This window comes from Thiohalorhabdus sp. Cl-TMA (genome assembly GCF_041821045.1).
In the GTDB taxonomy this organism is placed as follows: Bacteria; Pseudomonadota; Gammaproteobacteria; order Thiohalorhabdales; family Thiohalorhabdaceae; genus Thiohalorhabdus; species Thiohalorhabdus methylotropha.
The window spans coordinates 1-18,287 of record NZ_JBGUAW010000017.1 but is presented as its reverse complement, the minus strand read 5'-3'; the positions used below and the strand labels follow the sequence as shown (position 1 = coordinate 18,287).

Below are 18,287 nucleotides of genomic sequence, written 5' to 3'. Positions count from 1 at the left end.
GTCTGGACACCTCTGATTATAAAGGGAAAAAGCCTCACGCCATACTTGTGTCTGGGGCCTCCGATGAATTAGCCGGGTTGAGGATCTGCCCGAGCTGTTCGAGATCAAGCACCCACGGCTAAGGAGTTGACAGCCCCCTATAAGAGGAGATCGGCCGCCTAGCCTAAAGGATTAAGGTGGACTTTCTTTAAAAATCGTCCGAGTAGGCCGATGGCGAAACGAACCGGTCCATTCGCAATTGTCGGTCAAGCGCCAGGGCGACTTACTGGGCCTGCCCCGGCCCACGTACTATAACTAGCCGGCCTAGGGGAGCGCCGAGAACCTGGCGCTGATGCGGCTCATCGACCGACGGTATCTGGGGACGCCACTCTAGGGCAGCCGGCAGATGACCGCCTGACTGCTGAGCAAGGGTTAGGTACACTGTCAACGGCAAACGGGTCTAGCTGTCAGGTCCCGGTAGTTTCCGTGGCGCTCGGTGAAAGCGGTCCGGGTTTGATTCGTAGTACTGCTTGAGCACTTCCACCGGAGTCCGGCTATCCAGAGCCTTTTGGGGGATCTGGTGGTTGTAGAGCCTCCGGTACCGGCTCAGGGTCGCTTCCAGCTCCTCGCGGTTCCGAAGATGGACCGAGGCCAGGACGTCCGAGATCCGGCCGTTGAATCGCTCCACCAGCCCGTTCGTCTGAGGGCGCCGGGGCGGAATCAAGCGATGGGCAATGCCTTGGTCCGCGCACAACCGGTCCACGGGGTGATTGCCCGAGGGAGCCTGGCCGGGCCGATTCAGTCGATCTGTGAAGGCCCCGTCGTTGTCCGTGAGTAGGTGCGTGAGCCGAAAGGGCGCCGAGCCGATCAGGTTGCGCACGAAACCGGCCGCGCTTTGAGCGCGCCGGTTGGCGCGGACCTCGAAATAGACCCAACGGCTGGCCCGGTCGATGGCGACATACAGGTAGCGCCTGGCCGACTCCTCGGGCAGCCGCTCGCAGGTATTTGATGTCGACATGAACAAAGCCCGGCTCATAGTCCTTGAACGTCTTGCGGGTCCGTTGGGCAGCCTCGCCGAGCTGGTCGGCCCGCATCTCCGCCAGATTGGAGACGCCATTGCGCTTCAGGCACCGCTCCAGGGCGGACCGGGAGAGATCCGGCTTGAGAAACTCCCGGCCCAGGCGCAGTAGGTCATCCAGGGGAAGCCACAGCAGCTGGCGCAGCTCCACCAAAACGATTTCCGTGACCGGATCGAGCGTGGTTTTGACCCGCTTGGGGATATGGGAGCCATCCACGGTCGCATAGCGTTTCTTCCAGCGCCGGATGGTGTCCCGAGACAACCCCAATTCCTTGGCCAGAGCCCGCTCGCCCTTGGGCGACTCCTGGATGTAGCGCTGAATCCGAGGCGGGGTCGTGGCGTTGGCATGGAGACGGACGTTCACCCTAGACCTCCTCCAGCAAATGCTCAACCAGAACTCGCGCCTCAAAATAAGGGAAACTCCGGGGCGGTGTGCAATCCCCCGGGGCCTGACATGTAGCGGCTGATGGGGCTCTTGGGCCTTCAAGCGACGGACCTGGGACCGCATACCAGTCGCGCCGCACCCACAGAATCCAGTCAACCCCTACCTGCTTCAGCAGCTGACGCTGCCCAACTAGTTGTGCTGTAACAATAGGTTGTCAACAGTTACCCGATCACGCTAGCCGGTGGCTGATCGTTCAGGCTTCCATGTGGCCGTAGCCAGTTGTACTCCTTTAGCCATTTCTTGAGGCCGCCTGCGGCGCTGCTCCGACGAACGGTACTCCGCAGCCTAGGCCCACTCGTTCAACGCGGTCTGGATGAACCGCTCGGCCTTGCCGTTCGTTTTCGGGGAATAGGGCTTGGTGAGCCCTGCCGGATGCCCAGCCCCCGACATACCCGCCGGCACCAGTTTGCTGCGGTTGTCCTACCTACAGCGTTACTGGGCTGAGACCCGAGGACAATCTATTTAAACCCCACAACTAGGCAAGCACCAAGGTCTATGAGCAGGCCAAGGCCGAAAACCCGTGGCGCAGGGGTGGCAAGATCCGAATTCAACCCGGCAGGGCCAGTTTGGCTGAACTGGACGGAAACCTCGAGAAGGCCCGCAACAAGCCGCAGCGCAAAATTCAACGATACGTTAACTACCCTGAAAACGCGGGGTGACCAAGTCCAAGGCAGATTGTGGCTCGTTATTCATCACCCTCTGACGGGGAGTACAATTAAAGTTTTATCGACTGTTAAAGTAAAGTTCGCGTCCCATTTATCTTATTTCCTGGAAAGATTTGGAAATTTCTTCAATCATATTCCCGTAATCCTTTACTTTTATTTTTTTCATAATAGAGGGGCTTTTATTTAATTCTTTATACGTTATGCCAGCTTTTCTTGCTACGATACTCTGCCAAAAAAGCTCCCCACTTTTCCCATAAGGATTTAAGTACTTATCTCGCACAAAGTCATATACTTCCTTCTGGTTTACTTCAGCCCACCAAGCTTCCCCCTTTAATTTATTTTCATAATCTTCGCGTCCATACCAAATATGGCCAAATTTGTACTGGTCTGCCCAAGGGCTGGCAATAGAACTTAATGTTTTGAAACCTAAATAAGCACCTTCAACCAAAGGATTACCATGATGAGAAACAAGCAAGGTATTACCCTGTTCAAGCTTTGATAGCAAACTAAAATTATTCATAGGCCAGTCTATGGGGATTAGATTTTTATCTTTATAGTTCTCTATAACTTTTCCCCAGATTAAATAATCCCATTGATCAATCTTAGCTTCACTCTCGCCAGCCCAAAAATTAGGATGCCCTTTTAAAATAACCCCGATACCATTTTCCAATAATTTTTCAATTGTATAGGTTAGCCATTCATACACACCAAGAAAACCATCATAACCAAATTCGAACTGCGCATCAGTAAATGAGTGAGAGTAAACCACGGCTATATATTCAGTTTCAGGCACAATAAAGTTTTCTTCCCTTTCTATGACTTTCATATAAGGTATAGAATTATATGGGTCTGAGAGTCTATTATTCATATATCTCTCTACCTCAGAATCTGGAATCTCATTTCTGTTATCCCTAATTTTATTCATATCTTTTTGTGAACAATTCTCATTTTTAACAAAAATAATCCCATCAGGGGAAGTTTTCAAAAATACCCCCACATCATTTCTAAGAAAACAATCTATAATTATTCCATACAAATAATGCCCATCGTGAAGATAGGCAAAACTAACCCTGGCAGATTCCCTCTTCGCAATACAGTATAGCAAAGAACCTTTTAATAGCTCCTTGAAGAATTTTCTCCTTAAGAGGTTTTCATCTAAATTTGTTTTGGGGTCCCGCAACACGGAGGCCATAATATATTGCCCTATCCGGATACCTTTATAACTATAACTAGGGAATTTGCGGATCCCTTTTTTAAAAACAAAAATCATCCCACCAAAAAAAAGGCCGTAGAAGTCTACATCCAAAAACTTGATAAAGGAATATTTTTTAGGTCTAAAATTTCGAAACTTTACCTTATAGCCCTTATTTTCTAGAAAAAGCCTCATGGCGTCGTATAAATAACTCAATCCACCAAGGCTAATTGGCAATTTAAGAAAAGATAATCTTTCCATTACTTTCCCTTTTTAAATATAAAATTTAAAAACCTATAAAATCTTATTACAATTCGGTTATTATATCGAACTTTTCTCCCGTCTCTTCTATAACAAGAGGTCTTCTCCGGTTACCCCAGTACGCTAACCGATGGCGGGTCGTTCAGATTTCCGTGTGAACCATGGCGCATTGTTTTCCTTTAGCAATTCGGCAGGCGTTTGCGACGCTGTTCGGAAGAGGCGTACTACACCGCATAGGCCCACTCAAGGGGCGCTGTCTGGGGGTAGCGCCCCGATTTGCCGTTCGCCTGCGGAGAGAAGGGCTAGGTAAAGCCCTGTTGGCTCCCCAACCCCCGGCACACCCGTCGAAATCATATGAAGCGGTAGCAGCTGCCGTTATAAGCACCCGGTGCATGTGGTAGATGCCGTGGCGCCGGAAATAAGCCAGCGCACCTCCCACGGAAACTGACCGGCCGCCTCCTGGCGCCCATCCGGACTTCATTGCCGCGTAGCTAACCCGCGAGGCATTATCCACGCCAAATGCACACATTCCCAGCGGGTGCCGGGTTGCCTTGTTTGCGGTCCTCTGTTGCCCGGAGCACTAAAAGCGGCCAGGTCCCGCGCCCGACTGAACTCGCAGACGCAGGATGCCGTGTCCCCCGAACCCCACGTGCAAGCAATGCGCTTAAGGGTCCAACCAAGGCGGCGAAGCTGCAATCCTCCGTACCATGACAGGACTCGTGGCCCACAGGCTTCGTTGGGGCGGCAGGACCGATCCCGGTCGACCTGGCCAAATACGATTTCCATGTGGTTGGCCTCGATGATCGGGCCCACCCGATGCAGCGCAGGCGCCTGACCCGTACGGGCCTAATCCGGTTTTTGAGTCAGTTGGCGCCCTGCCACGTGGCCATGGAGGCCTGTGGCGGCGCCCATTTCCTGGCCCGCACAGCCGAGGCCATGGGCCACCGCGCCCACGTGCTGCCCGGGCAATACGTGCGGGCCTACACCAAACCCCAGAAAAACGATTACGCGGACGCCGAGGCGATCGCCGAGGCCGCCACCTGGCCGACGATGCGGGAGGGGGAGCCTCAAGGATTCCCCCAGCAGGAGCTGCAGCTCCTCCATCGCGCCCGATCCGGCTGGGTAACCCAGCGTACCGAAACCGCCAATCGGATCCGGGGCAGTCTCCTGGAATTCGGTATCGTGGTGCCTCGGCGGCTTAACACCCTGCGCCGTCAGCTGCCCTTTCTCCTCGAGGACACCGACAACGGATTGCCGGAAGGCGTCCGCGGCTTGCTGCTGCAGCTGTTGGAGCAGCTCCACCAATTGGACGACCACATCGAGCAGGCCGCCTGCCAGCTCGAGGCGCGGCTGCACGCTGACAGCCGCGGCCAATGGCTCCTCACCGTTCCGGGCGTGGGCCCTGTGGTAGCGTCCGCCATGCTGGCAGCGATCGGGGACGGCCGCCAGTTCCGCCGTGGCCGCGATCTGGCTGCCTGGCTGGGACTGGTTCCCTGCCAGCATTCCATCGGCGGGCGCCCGCGCCTGCTAGGCATTCCCAAACACGGCAATACGCACCTTCGTGCCCTACTTATCCACGGGGCCCGGGCCCATAGTGGGCCGCATCCATCAGCGAACTGACGCCTTGGGGCAGTGGGCGCAGCGCTTGAAGGGACGTACTCATACCAACAAGGCTGCCTCGTCGCCCTGGCCAACAAGCTGGCGCGCATTTGCTGGGCGGTAGTGACCCGCAAAGAGACCTATCGCCCCGAGCTGGGCGCTGCCTGAGTCGTCGGACAAAAGCCGCTCAGGTCCTCACCAAAGGAGTGATTCCCCCCGGTCACTGCAAGCGTCGGTATTGGATGGTGAAAACGGGCAACCGGCATGTCGTAAACCAGCGGTTTCAAACGGTACAGCGGTACCGCCAATCTAATCTGGCCGGCATGCGCGGTTCTCCATCAAGAGGCCGGGTAAATTGTCGCAACCCGTTCCCCCATCCCCCTGCGGAAGCTTGCAGAACGGGAGCGGACCATAAATTAAACTCCACAGCAAGGTGTAAGGGATTCACAGGAACTATCTAAGACTCCCCGGGAATCAGGACCATAGTTAAATAAAAGATCAATGGCGGACATATAGGGCTCAAATCCATCGAAGACTTGGTTGTATTCAGGATGGGGGTAATCGTGAAATACCACTTCAATTTCCGCAGCCTCGAATGCCGGGAGGTTTAGATATTCCCGGCCGAAGGGGCCAGATATATAAGTGGTCGCCTCAACTTTTTTGCACAACTCTAGGACAAGTTCGCTCTTCCTTTCTTTGGGGCGGAGCTCGCTACTACGCACCAAAGGTGTGCTTATATTAAATGCATCCATGAGATAGCCATTGGTCCGTTCCAGTAAGGGGAATAGCTGCTCCCACGTTTCCTGGAAAACATCTTCAAAAAAGGATTTATGGGGAGCAAAGTGGGGTGCCCTTGCATAGTTTGCCTGTAGGGCTTTCCAGTGTTTTTTGCCCCAAGAAGCTTGGTTGTTGACTCCGATATCCTGGATCGTGGCTTCTGATGAGCGCCCCTTAGTTAAGACAGGAACAGTCAACCAAGTCCACCCTTGGGGGGTGCGAATTTTGTTCCGCGGGACCATACTATTTTTTTCAAACTGGACGTGGTCCAAAACGATATGAAGATCAGACTTGGCGATACGGTCAAAGTAGCCAAGCCAAGGCAGGTAGGCGGGTTGATTGATGGAGACGATCACGGTCCGCCCCCGTCCTCTTGAAAGGGGGATTGCTTATATAGGTAGACAGTAAAATCGTGGGGCGCATAGTCGTGCCGCAGCACTACCCAAGGTGTCAAGGTGCGGCAGAAGGACAGGGTTTCCAGTGGATCCGCGTAAAACTCCCCAGATTCCTGATAGTCAGTCCATGTACTCAGTGTAGTAAAGGCCACCGCATACCTGGTCAGGGAAAACATCCGAGTGATTATCTTTTCAGTTAGATATTTGGCATCTGTGCCCAAAAGGTAAAAAATTCCGTTTGCGGTTACTAAATCAAATTGCCCTTCGGGGGTTTCACGTAGAATATCCAATTGTCGGAGATCAAGATGAGGCCGCAACTGTCGCGCCTCTTTCAGCATAGCCGGGGCGATTTCAACACCAGTATATTGCACTTTACCTATCTCGGCATCCAGGTAGTCCGCGAAATCACCTAACCCGCAGCCCACATCCAGCACGTGCTTGCCTGACAAAGGCATAACCTCAGCCACAGCCCCAAATTTTCGTTTTTGGGAGGTTGGACGGCCATAGTCGCATGATAAGGGGTTGGCACCATGGGCTCCCACTAACTCCGAGTAGTATTCCCCAATTCTGGAAAGTTTGCTTTCCCAGGTTTCCGTATTCTTATCTGCCATGATAAACCTTAGAATAAAGTGTTTTCTATGAAAGGATCTGCCTGAGCGCAGATACAACTGTGTCCTGTTCCACCACCCCAAGAGTAGGGTAGAGGGGCAGGGATAGGATTTCCGATTCTGTTCGATGGGCCTCTGGGCAATCTGCCCTATCCACCCATAAGCTCACTGGCCGCGCTGTCTGCACGCCCAAAGCGAGCATCTGGGCCATTACCCGGTCTAGGTCAAAACTTGGTAGTCGCACCGTGTAGCGGTACCAGATACGGCCGGGGTACTCTGGCGGTAGGCTGGTTCCAGCCTTGCTCGGGACCATTTCGGAAAGCCTTTTTCGGTACCTTGCCGCTCGTTCTGCCCTTGCCTCCACCAGCGAAGGCAAGCGGCTGAGCTGGCATTGAGCCAAGGCTGCCTCCAAATCGTTCATCTTATCGTTAAGCCGTACTCCCATCGCCGCTTTATCGGTATAGTCCCGAAGATCGAGCACACTCTCCAATACGTCAGTGTCATTGGTGACTACGGCGCCGCCCTCCCCTCCGCCAATCAATTTGGTTGCATAGAAGGATAGTACAGCAGCGTCTCCTTCCAATGGCCTAGGAGTTCCATCCTGATTCCACGGCATGCCATGAGAGCAGTCCTCTACGACGATCAAACCTGCATTCTTAAGGGGGGCCAAATCGACGGGCTGGCCAAAGGTGTGGACCACCACGGCCAAAAAGGCTTCCACCTGCTGGGCTTTGGCAACAATCTCAGAGGGGTTGGGATTTACTTCCCCGACAGCGCAATCTACCGGGACAGGACGTGCCCCCAAGGCAAGCACAGCGTTTGCCAAAGCCACACAACTGTAGCCAGGCACTACTACTGGGGTTCCAGCCCTCACACCCAACCCCATCAAGGCCAGACGCAGCGCACCTACGCCGCTTCCTATAGCTACAGCCCCCCGGGCCGAAAACAAGCCTGCCAGGCTTTCCTCCAAACTGGCCACCCGCTCTCCCCCTGCCCAATGACCACTCTGGACAACTTCCGCGACAGCCTTTGTCTCCATCTCGCCGTGCGTCAGCCGATTATGCGGAATCACCCGGTTTCCTCCGGCACCATCAAACTAAGGCCCGGAAATGGAACAACAGCCCCCTCTGGGTCCGTGCTCCAATCCTTTATGTATAGGGGACCGTCTCCACAGCAAACCCAAAAGCCTCCTTCCTCCGTAATAGCGGTTACTGTACCCGGAGAAGCGGGCAAGCTACTGCCAGAATTTTCCCCAAGTCGAGCTTTCCAAAAATACATACGCGCGCCCGACAAGTCGGTAAAGGCACCCGGATAGGGGGCAGCAACGGCCCTTATCAAATCGCGGATTTCATAGGCAGGCCGGTTCCAGTCAATCCTTCCGTCCTTGGGCTTCCGTGCTGGAAACTCCGTAGCCCGGGCATGATCCTGTGGTGTACCGTACACTGGAGCCTTCAGGAAGCGAACGGCAACCTCCCGGGTGAGCGAATCATAAAGGGGCATCAAGCGGTTAAGTGCATCCCCAATGTCCTCTTCTTCAAATAGAGAAACTGCCCTCTGCTCAATGATATCGCCCGTATCAGCACCTTCAGCAATAAAATGGGCAGTCAAACCGATTTCGCTCTCTCCATAAAGGATTGCCCAATTGATTGACGCACGACCCCGGTAGCGCGGCAGCAGGCTAGGATGCAGATTGACTGCCCCACGAGGAGCCAAAGCGGTAAGCTCTTCCGGAAGCAAGTAGCGGTAATCCGTCACCCACAAGAGGTCAGGCGCCGCAGCGCGGACGAATTCCGTTACTTCCGGCGTTTTCGCCCGCCCTCGGATCACCGGCAAACCCCACTCCAGCGCCCGGTCGTGTACCGACTCGTAACGAACCCCATCTTCGGAATCAGGGGGATGAGCAACCACGCCGGTTACTTCAACAATATCCAATAGGGCGCGAAGTGCTGTAGCCCCGACAGTGTGATTTCCTAGAAATACAACGCGCACAGTCCTACTCGAAGTCGTCTACGGTAAAAACGTGTCCTCGGGGTGCCGCTGAGCTAAGCTTGCGTCCAACCAAAAGGGAGGCCTGAGCCGGCGCCACCCCGGTTCCCGGGCGACGGAAGGTGATATCTTCCGGGGCAAGAACATGGCCAGCAGGAAGGTCATCAACCGCCACGCAGGATAGCCGGAAGTCGCGGCGTCCAAAGGCCTCACTTTTGGTCGGGCCGATGCAAGCTGAGCCCACCATCTTTTCAGCCTCCCGCACCTTGGCCACCAAGGTGCGCAGTTCATCGGGGTCCATGGAGAACCAATGATCGGGCCCTGGCAGATTTCGATCCAAGGTAAAGTGCTTCTCGATCCAGCAGCCTCCCATATAGGCCGCCCCGGTTGCGGCGGTAGTGCCGGCCGTGTGATCACTTAGTCCCACAGGGACATCGAAAACATCCCCGAGCACCGGCAGGCGTGCTAGGTTCACCTCCTCTGGCGGCGTCGGATAGGACGAAGTGCAGTGTAGTAAGATCAGTTGCTCATTGCCGGTTTCGCGGAAGGCTCGCACGGCATCGTCTATCTCGCCGAGGGTGGCCATGCCTGTCGACAAAACGGTAGCCATACCGGTCTCTCCCATAGACCCGATCAGATCGAGATGGGTAAGGTAGTCCGACCCATTTTTGAGCAGGGAGCAGCCAATCGCCTGAAGATCGCGGATCCCCTCTACGCTAGTTGGGGTGCTGTGGAAATCCAGTCCATGCCGGTCCGCCTCCTCCTTCAGCATTGCTAGCTGGTCCCGATCCAGTTCGCATCGCTTGAACATGTCGTACTGCGGCTCTACCACCTTCTCCCCACGCGAGGTGTACTCGAACATCAAGGCACGGTCAGAGACGAAATCTTCTGTGCGGTAGTTCTGGAATTTAACTGAGTCCGCCCCCGCCTCTGCAGCTGCAGCGATACTCTCCCGCGCCAGCGCCATATCTCCGTTATGGTTAATGCCTACCTCGGCAACAATAAAACTTGAATGACTCGGACCAATGCTTCGGTCTCCGACTTGAATAACGTTTTCCTTCCTCATAACCTCAATCTTCATTGCACAATCTTAATTTGACTGAGCAATTCGATCAGCTATCCGCTCAGCTCCGTGACCGTCACACACCTTCCGGGCGGCCAGGCTCATCGAATGGAGCCGCCTACTATCTTCAAAAAAGGAATTAAGGGATTTCGAAACCCGAGCCTCAAATCCCTTCCCAACCTCGTCAAGGTTGTGCACAGCTCCCTTGGAAGCTAGAGATTGAACAATCACCCTTTGATTCTCAGCAGCAATAGCGCTCAAGGTGGGCAGCCCCATGCAGCACCTTTCCCAACTAGTGGTACCCCCGGCACCAACCGCGATATCTGCGATAGCCATCAAGCGGGCCACATCCGAGGTATCGACGTGAAAATGAATCCCCGGCTGCGCTTCCCACTTTTTAACCAAGGTCTTCAAATGTGGGGCTTCCCCACCCAACATCACATCAATGGAGACCGACTGGCCTGAAAGGACAATCCCTTGGATGGCTCGCTCGGTGACATTTTCCGGATCACTCCCTCCCATGGAGACAAGGACCCGCTCTATCCCATGATTCGGCCTATCCCTTCTGGCAAGCGCTTTCTCCCGGAGAGAAGCGAATTCTTCGCGTAAGAGAGCATAGTGGGCCCCAGTAAGAATTTCGCAATTTCCTGGCACCAGGGGCCGATATTCCCGTTCTTGGCGACCATATGTCTGGTCCACAAGGAAGTCACAGTCATGGGGGCGATCTGCCAAGTCATCAATTACTAGGATCTTGGGCGCCTTCTCCCTGAGCTGTGCTTCCCAGGAGGAATCGATGGCATAGTGATCCACGACCAATAGATCCGTGGTTAGCTCTTGGAGCAACTCCCGGGTTTCCTGGGAGTCGCGGGCTGGGGAAACCCCTAGCCAATGGCCATGACCCTCCTGCCCGGGATTGCCAGGAGCAGGGTCAATCTCGGACAGCTCGTACACCGGGAACCCCCGATTTCGGATCATTCCCGCCATATGACCGGGCTGGATGCGGTGGACAAATAGGCATTCATGACCCCGCTCCCGCAGAATCCCAGCAAGGGTAAGGCAGCGAATGACATGCCCCGTACCCATGCGGGTGGAGCCATCCACCCTAAAAACCGCTCGCATCAAAGTAGCTCACGACCTAGCATGAAACTTTCAGCGGCCCCCTTCCCTACCGTTGCCCCTCGCCAATGGGCGAGGTGGCGGACCCCTTCCAGGGACCGGGAATGTGGCCAGAGACGCATCTCGGATTCATAAGCCCTAAGGGCTTCTATCTTCTTTTCAAGGGTCTCGGTTATATCTACGAAAACATCAGGCTCAAAAGCCGGCCCACTGCCTCTGGGCTGCCATTCAGTACTGGATGGCACTTCGAAAAATTGAAACCGAGACACCGGGTGGTCTGGTTGCGGTCGGCATGCCGTAATCACTGCTTCGTGTACCCGCCGGTGATCGATGTTGACGTCCCCCCCATAGTGGGTAAGGACGACGCTTGGCTGGTAACGTTCAACCCAGGCCTCAACCGACTTGACGATCTCCAAGCGGTCCAACGAGTCCATCCGATTATCAGGCAAGCCCAACAGCTCCACACTGGCAGCACCCAGGATATTTCCCGCTTCCTGGGCGGCTTTCCCCAATGCGCTCAATTCTCCTTTTCGATCCCCTTGACGGCGCTCGGGGTCCCGGCTGGTTGCCCCCTCGGCAAGGATACCAATTCGCACTGTGTGGCCCTCCAAAGCCCACCGAGCAATGGTCCCCCCACAGCCAAGGACTTCATCGTCGGGATGAGCCGCCACCACCAGAATACTCATGTACGGGGGCCTCCTACCTCTTTGTCCTTCATTTTCCGCCCCCTTCTGGGGAACCTTGCTGGATGGCCAACAGCTTGCGGGCCCATTGGAGATCCTCGACCGTATCAATATCCACTGCACGCTCTGGAGGCAACTCGTATCCCTTGAGCCTATTCGGAAAGAAGGTGGGCTCTTTCAAAAACGGCTCCGTGCGCGCCCAGTAAAAGGTTCCGTTACTCGCCACGAACCACGGAAAATACTGGGACTTCTTGTCGTTTTCGGTAGGCCATTTCGGCCGCAGGAACCCATGCTCCGACTCCTCAAGAGCCTTGTAAGGATGGATGGGATAGCCGGACACCCCCATAACCACGTCCGCTCCCGCCAGAAAGGCCTCGGAATCCTTAAGGTCTCCCGGTGCGAGGAAAGCAGCGGTGGCGTACAGGCAGCAGAACCGTTCAGGAACTTCGCGAAGACCGCCGAGCAGATCGGAACAAACTTCAATCACTGAAGCCTGGTCTGTGGCTAGGCTAGGATCCCGCCAATGCACTTCTGCTCCCGCGCCAGCCGCAACCTCTCCGATTTCCTTGTCCTCAGTGGATACCACCACTCGATCGAACAGGGCTGACTCCAGCGCTGTATGGATAACTCTGGAAACAACTGGCCGCCCCCCCAAGTCGGCCAGATTCTTGCGGGGGAGCCGTTTAGAGCCACCCCGAGCCGGGATGATGGCTAGGCGATCCAAAGAGCCCCCCTAAGCCAAGTCGGCAAGGGATAACCGGTGGCCGGCGGGGAGGTCGCGGCCGAGGGTAGCGTCTACCAACTCTTCGTAGCGATCCGGGGCCAAACCATGACCGGGTCGGCGAAATTCCACGGCCACGTCTCCGAGACGCTGGCCCGCCCGACCCTCTTCGGCCAGAAACACAGACCGCCGGACAGCAAGGCGACTCTCATTCTCTTTCGAATGTAGGATGCGCCGGGAGGTACCCAAGGCTGTCTCCAAGGCCCGCATGGACTCAACAAAATCGGCCATTTCGTTAGGCTCCAAGGACATGACATGCTCCACCGATCGTGTCATACGGTCCAGGGTGATAGTTTTCTCCACCAAGTTGGCGCCCTTGGCCACCGCGGCGATATCCATTTCCCGCCCCGGTGTATGGTCTGAGAAGGCCGCGGGATAGCCGAACATCTGCTTGAGCGTAGGAATGATATTCAAGTTGATGGAATCCGCCCGGGCAGGATAGCCAGAGGGGCACTGGTGGATGATGATTTGCTCATTGCCCTCCGCGCGAATGGCCTCTACCGCCGTCTCGATCTCGCCGAGAGTAGAACTTCCAGTATCCAGTTGGATGCACATCCCAGTGCGTGCGGCCCGCCGGATCAGAGGCAGATGATTGACATCCCCAGAAGCGATCTTCAGGGAGGCGCACTCGATGTCACACAACAGATCTATCTCTTCCTCGAAGGTCGCGGTGGCGAAGAAGGCGATACCTTGTTCGTCGCAGTAACCCTTGAGCTGGTGCCATTCTTCCGTGTTCAGGACCCGGCGTTGCAGAATATCGTACAGGGGTTCGGTGACAGTCTCAGTCTCGCCCGTTTCACGGTTAACTAGCACCTCGTAGGTGAAAGGCTGGCTTCGGTCGGCAACTAGTCGATCAGGGTCGACAACCTGGAATTTAATTGCATCCGCCCCTGCCTCCACGGCGTGGGCAGCTAACTTTTTAGCCGACTCCAATCCATCGTGGGTGGGGCCGGCCTCAAAAGTAATATAAGTGGGCTGGTCATCCCCGATCCGTCGGTTACCTAGCTGAACCATGAGCTTCCTCGAATTCCGGATTGCGTATAGTCAATCGTTAAGCAGTTCCTACTGGCCGCGCCTGGTGAATTGCCTGGCTTAGATCCACCGCAAAGGCCTCCTGCTGCCCCTCAGTTAACCCAGGGAACAGTGGAATAGTGAGCGCGCGCGAATAGTAGGCCTCGGCTGCCGGCAGTTTGCGGCATTCCCGGGCGTAATCGGGCTGCCAATGGACTGGAATATAATGGACGTTAACGCCCCAACCCTGCTCACGCAGCGCTTCGAATACCTCCCGCCGGATTGCCTGGGGATCGGTTCCCCCTAGTTCCACCACATACAGATGCCAGGCAGAATGGCTGTTCGAGGACTCACCAGGGAGTATGAGGGGCAGGTCGGCGAGTAGGCGAGAATAGCGTACTGCGCCATTTCTTCGAGCCTGGATAAAGGTATCCAGGCGCTGCAGTTGGCTGAGGCCCAGGGCCGCTTGGATGTCGGTAAGGCGGTAATTGAGCCCAAGCTCGCCTTGTTCATAGTACCAGGGGCCATCAGGCTCCCGGATCATGTGGGCTGGTTCACGCGTAATACCGTGGCTGCGTAACCGTTCTATCCGCGTGGCCAGTTCCAACCGTCTCGTAGTTACCATACCGCCTTCCCCGGTAGTAATGTTCTTCACCGGGTGGAAGCTAAACACCGCGGCATCGCTGAATCGACATGCCCCCACCGGCTCACCACGGTATTCCCCTCCGAAAGCATGAGCAGCATCCTCTAGCACCCAAAAACCATACCTGTCAGCAAGTTCCCGGATGGCTGCCATGTCGCAAGACAATCCGGCGAAATGGACGGGTACCACTACCTTTGGCAACTGACCTTCCGTCTCGGCCTGTTCCAACTTATGCTTTAGAGCCTCAACACTCATATTCCTAGTGGCGGGATCGATGTCCACGAAATCCACATCGGCACCGCAATAGAGCCCGCAGTTGGCCGAGGCCACGAAAGTGATGGGGGAAGTCCAGAGCCAATCTCCAGGCCCCAGGCCCATGGCATGACATGCCAAGTGCAGACCTGCGGTGCCGCTACTTACCGCCACTGCATGACTGGCCCGGCAGTAATCCCTAACCGCCTCCTCAAAGCGGGGAGCCACTGGCCCTTGGGTTATTAAGTTCGAGCGGAGGACCTCCACCACGGCCTCAATATCGTCCTCGGTGACCTCTTGGCGCCCGTAGGGGATCATAAGCCAGCCATCTGGTTGAACTCCCTGATCCCTTCAACATCGAGGAAATCAGGGTTAGCCCCTGAGTTGTACTCAAACCCTTGTTTCACAAGGTGGGCTTTTTCATGTAAGGCATTAATAGAATAATCAAGCTCCCCATTATGAAACCGAATCGTCGGCTGTATGACGTAATGGTCGGGGAACTCCAGGGTTAGATGAGAGTCATCGGCCGGGCACATCACTTCATGGAGCTTTTCACCGGGACGAATACCAACAAATTTGTGCGGTAAGTCTGGGGCCATAGCAGACGCCAGATCGGTAATCCGTACTGAAGGAATCTTGGGTACGAAGAGCTCTCCACCCTGCATACGTTCAAAATTTTTAAGCACAAAATCCACACCCTGCTGCAGGGTAATCCAGAAACGAGTCATACGTTCATCAGTAATTGGTAAATGATCGGCTCCTTCGGCAATTTTCCGCTGGAAGAATGGAACAACCGACCCTCTAGAACCCACCACATTACCATATCGAACCACTGAAAAACGCGTTTGGTGCCCCCCTGCCACGTTATTGGCAGCCACAAAAATTTTATCTGAAGAGAGCTTGGTTGCTCCGTAGAGATTGATTGGGTTGGCCGCCTTATCCGTGGATAGGGCAATCACCTTCTTGACCTCATTTTCCAGAGCAGCGCGAACTACATTTTCGGCCCCGTGCACATTAGTCTTGACGCACTCCATAGGGTTATATTCGGCGGCAGGTACCTGCTTGAGGGCCGCAGCATGGATAACATAGTCTACCCCCCGGAGGGCCTGGGTGATCCGCTCATACTCCCGAACGTCCCCTAGGAAATAGCGCATGCAGGGGTCATCATATTCTTGGGCCATCTCGTACTGCTTGAGCTCATCACGGGAGAAAATGATCAACCGCCGTGGGCGATACCGCTCCAGAATGGTCTGTACATAGCGCTTGCCGAAACTGCCAGTGCCACCAGTAATAAGAATGGATGCGTCGTTGAACATGCGTCGCCTACCGGTTGAATAAAGGGTTATTTAGCCGAAGTCACCATAGCCCGGAAGGACAGATTTTCCTGCAGAAGATTTTGATAAGTACCGCGTCCGGCCACTTGACCTTCTTCCAGAAGATAAATCAGGTCGCAATTCTGCACAGTACTTAGCCGATGAGCGATCAAAATAACGGTTTTTTGCTCATGAAGATTATGCACAGCCTCCATCACTGCTCGCTCGGTAACGTTATCCAAGGCACTGGTCGCCTCGTCTAAGACCAGAACTTCGGGATCATGGTACAAAGCCCTAGCAATGCCGATCCGCTGACGCTGACCTCCTGACAAACGTACCCCTCTCTCACCCACTTCGGTCTTATATCCTTGGGGAAGCTCCTGGGTTATGAACTCATGCACCTGCGCCATGCGTGCGGAACGTTCCACCGCCTCCCAATCAATCTCTTCTCTCGAGACGCCGAAAGCAATGTTCTCCAAGATGGTGGCATCACTCAGGAAGATCTCCTGGGGCACATAACCCAAGGCCTGCTGCCAAGCTCCAAGGTTTTCGTCAGTTACTGGGGTGCCGTCGATGACTACTTGGCCTTCAGTGGGGCGAAGAAGTCCCAAGACAATGTCCACCAAGGTGGTCTTGCCCGCCCCGGTTCCGCCAACCAAACCGACAGTGGTTTCTACTGGAATCGTCAGATTTATTCCCTTTAGGGCATAGCCCGGACCATTAGAATATGTAAAGCTAATATTTTCCAGCCTTACCTCCCGCTTAGGGGTCAAAGGGTTCTGTGACTGACGTCGAATTGACGCGAGGAATGTTCTCTGCTGGAGGTCTTGATGAACAGTTTCCACTGCTGCGGCGCCAAACCGGAGTTTGGCTATGCCATTGTAAATATTCTGAGCCGCTGGCAAGAGTTTGTAGCCGGCGAAGGCATAGAGACCTAGGATCGGAAAAACTTCCCCGATGTCGTCCCGTGTAGCCATAAGCACCACGGCAAGAGCCAAGATACCTCCAATGGCTACTGCTTCGATTAAAAATTTGGGTGCTTGGCCAAGGGTATCGTTTGTAGCCATATTCCGAGAGAATTGCGCCGAAACTGGTGAAAAGCGAGTCAAATAGGCAGACTCTCGGCCCAAGAGTTTAATGACCTTTATCCCCCCTAATACCTCACCAGCAGTAGTGAACCGCTTCCGATTAGCTTCAGCACGTTCACTACCAATCCGTTCCAAAAATCCGCGTACTGCGCTATAAATCAAGGCATACAACCCGCCAATAAAGGCCGCTACTCCCAGGGACAGCAACGGATCCATAGCGAGCAAGAGCAAAAGAATAGCTATGGCTACCACTGCATAGGCCATAGCCAAGATCCCAGGTTGGAAAACATTGGCGATCAGCTGGTCTACCTCGGAGAGAATACCTTTGGCCATATCACCGCTGTTTCGATCCAGGAAAAAGGCGTAGGACTGACGTAGGTAGGTCTCCAAGAGACGTTTGGAGATGCTGTGGCGACGCATCTGGATGTAGCGGTTCATTACATAATGGGCAAAGATCCGGAACATCCCTGAGAAAAACACCAAAAAGAAGGCACCAACACCCAGGAAAACCAGGAAGCGTTCGCGTGATTCATAACCCAGAACACTGAACAGCCAAGCCAAGGCTTCATTAGTATCAATTGCCTTAGGGTTCGCCATTACAGAGAGGAAGGGCATAACCGAAGCCACGCCCGCAACCTCCAGCACGGCCATGCCAGTAACGACGCCCAAGACCAGGATGCCCTGGCGCTTCTCCCGAGGAGTTAAAAGTTCCAAGACCTTTCGGTAGACGGCTAACATGGTTGGGGACAGCCAGCTTCTTTAGTGGTCACCCGTCTTCCTCCGCTCTTAAGGCTCCTAGCTCCGCCTCAAGCGCCTCGATCTCTTCCCGGATGCGTTCATACTCCGCCTTGCGCTGCGCTAAGTAACTACGGGCGATGCGCATCTTCTCGGCTACTCCGGCGGGGGTGAGCTTGTAAAGATAGGCGCGTTTGTTGTCAGAGCGCCGGAAGTTTTGTGCCTTTACCAACCCTTTGTCCATAAGGGCACGTAGAACGTAATTCGCCTTGCCCACGGACACGCCCATGCCCATAGCCAGTTCGCGTTGTGTAGCTTCCGGATTATCCTCCAGCAAGCGCAGGAGGTGATAGCGTGTTCCTTCGGTACTCACAGCTTGTTCAATAGTTGAATTCGCGGCTGATTAGACCATATACACTATAGGGCGGCAAGGAAGCCGGGACATGGGGAGCGAAGATACCGACCTCTTGGCGACCCTGGCGGAAATCCAGAGACGCGCACTTGGCGGTCCTAGCAGGGCGATGAAAAACGGGCTTCCATCGGCCCCATTTCCCCTTTGAGAGCCGAAAAACCGGTCAAAGGGGACTCGAATTCTCCTTTTTATCCCCGGCAACCGG

Annotated in this window: 15 protein-coding genes and 2 pseudogenes; 1 reads left to right on the top strand and 16 read right to left on the bottom strand. The window is 54.8% G+C overall.

The genetic code is table 11. The features are described 5' to 3' along the window. Positions 1–439: 439 nt before the first annotated feature. The 3 genes and pseudogenes from ACERLL_RS17290 to ACERLL_RS17280 form a co-directional block, all read right to left on the bottom strand. Positions 440–1,421: pseudogene (locus ACERLL_RS17290) on the bottom strand (integrase core domain-containing protein). 210 nt (positions 1,422–1,631) lie between these two features. Continuing rightward, positions 1,632–1,862, bottom strand: a pseudogene (locus ACERLL_RS17285) (integrase core domain-containing protein); the annotation flags it as partial. Between the two features lie 396 nt (positions 1,863–2,258). Continuing rightward, positions 2,259–3,620 (bottom strand): hypothetical protein, encoded by a 1,362-nt coding sequence (locus ACERLL_RS17280; RefSeq protein WP_373657349.1) that lies wholly within the window; start codon positions 3,618–3,620, stop codon positions 2,259–2,261. Positions 3,621–4,373: 753 nt separating this feature from the next. Here ACERLL_RS17280 and ACERLL_RS17275 point away from each other — a divergent pair. Continuing rightward, positions 4,374–5,240 (top strand): IS110 family RNA-guided transposase, encoded by an 867-nt coding sequence (locus tag ACERLL_RS17275; protein ID WP_373657351.1) that lies wholly within the window; start codon positions 4,374–4,376, stop codon positions 5,238–5,240. A 395-nt stretch (positions 5,241–5,635) separates the two neighbouring features. On the opposite strand, the gene ACERLL_RS17270 is transcribed toward ACERLL_RS17275, so the two are convergent. From ACERLL_RS17270 to ACERLL_RS17210, 13 genes are read right to left on the bottom strand one after another with little or no spacing between them, the layout of a single operon-like run. Then, positions 5,636–6,352 carry a WbqC family protein gene (locus ACERLL_RS17270; protein WP_373657348.1) on the bottom strand — a complete coding sequence of 239 codons (717 nt, stop codon included), beginning with the start codon at positions 6,350–6,352 and terminating at the stop codon, positions 5,636–5,638. Further along, the gene (locus ACERLL_RS17265) at positions 6,349–7,002 is read right to left on the bottom strand and encodes a class I SAM-dependent methyltransferase (RefSeq protein ID WP_373657347.1); all 654 of its coding nucleotides are present in this window, start codon (positions 7,000–7,002) and stop codon (positions 6,349–6,351) included. Before ACERLL_RS17265 ends, ACERLL_RS17270 begins: the two co-directional genes overlap by 4 nt. A gap of 25 nt (positions 7,003–7,027) precedes the next feature. Then, positions 7,028–8,038: a DegT/DnrJ/EryC1/StrS family aminotransferase gene (locus tag ACERLL_RS17260; RefSeq protein ID WP_373657350.1), complete on the bottom strand. Its 1,011-nt coding sequence runs from the start codon at positions 8,036–8,038 to the stop codon at positions 7,028–7,030. A gap of 29 nt (positions 8,039–8,067) precedes the next feature. Beyond that, a complete protein-coding gene (locus ACERLL_RS17255; RefSeq protein WP_373657346.1) occupies positions 8,068–8,988 on the bottom strand; it encodes a methionyl-tRNA formyltransferase in 921 nt (306 codons plus the stop codon). Between the two features lie 4 nt (positions 8,989–8,992). After that, positions 8,993–10,066 (bottom strand): N-acetylneuraminate synthase family protein, encoded by a 1,074-nt coding sequence (locus tag ACERLL_RS17250; protein WP_373657345.1) that lies wholly within the window; start codon positions 10,064–10,066, stop codon positions 8,993–8,995. A 9-nt stretch (positions 10,067–10,075) separates the two neighbouring features. Continuing rightward, positions 10,076–11,167: a UDP-2,4-diacetamido-2,4,6-trideoxy-beta-L-altropyranose hydrolase gene (gene pseG, locus ACERLL_RS17245; RefSeq protein ID WP_373657344.1), complete on the bottom strand. Its 1,092-nt coding sequence runs from the start codon at positions 11,165–11,167 to the stop codon at positions 10,076–10,078. After that, positions 11,167–11,850, bottom strand: coding sequence for a PIG-L deacetylase family protein (locus ACERLL_RS17240; RefSeq protein ID WP_373657343.1), 684 nt, complete (start codon positions 11,848–11,850; stop codon positions 11,167–11,169). The genes pseG and ACERLL_RS17240 overlap by 1 nt, the downstream gene beginning before the upstream one ends. A gap of 28 nt (positions 11,851–11,878) precedes the next feature. Beyond that, the gene (locus tag ACERLL_RS17235; protein ID WP_373657342.1) at positions 11,879–12,571 is read right to left on the bottom strand and encodes an acylneuraminate cytidylyltransferase family protein; all 693 of its coding nucleotides are present in this window, start codon (positions 12,569–12,571) and stop codon (positions 11,879–11,881) included. Between the two features lie 9 nt (positions 12,572–12,580). Beyond that, complete coding sequence (locus ACERLL_RS17230) at positions 12,581–13,642, bottom strand: N-acetylneuraminate synthase family protein (protein ID WP_373657341.1); 1,062 nt, start codon at positions 13,640–13,642, stop codon at positions 12,581–12,583. Positions 13,643–13,679: 37 nt separating this feature from the next. Beyond that, on the bottom strand, positions 13,680–14,852 hold the full coding sequence (pseC, locus tag ACERLL_RS17225; protein ID WP_373657340.1) for a UDP-4-amino-4,6-dideoxy-N-acetyl-beta-L-altrosamine transaminase: 1,173 nt from the start codon (positions 14,850–14,852) through the stop codon (positions 13,680–13,682). Then, complete coding sequence (gene pseB, locus ACERLL_RS17220) at positions 14,849–15,850, bottom strand: UDP-N-acetylglucosamine 4,6-dehydratase (inverting) (protein WP_373657339.1); 1,002 nt, start codon at positions 15,848–15,850, stop codon at positions 14,849–14,851. The genes pseC and pseB overlap by 4 nt, the downstream gene beginning before the upstream one ends. A 26-nt stretch (positions 15,851–15,876) precedes the next feature. Then, positions 15,877–17,673: an ABC transporter ATP-binding protein gene (locus tag ACERLL_RS17215; protein WP_373657338.1), complete on the bottom strand. Its 1,797-nt coding sequence runs from the start codon at positions 17,671–17,673 to the stop codon at positions 15,877–15,879. Positions 17,674–17,701: 28 nt separating this feature from the next. Continuing rightward, complete coding sequence (locus ACERLL_RS17210) at positions 17,702–18,043, bottom strand: MarR family EPS-associated transcriptional regulator (RefSeq protein WP_373657337.1); 342 nt, start codon at positions 18,041–18,043, stop codon at positions 17,702–17,704. Positions 18,044–18,287: the final 244 nt, after the last annotated feature.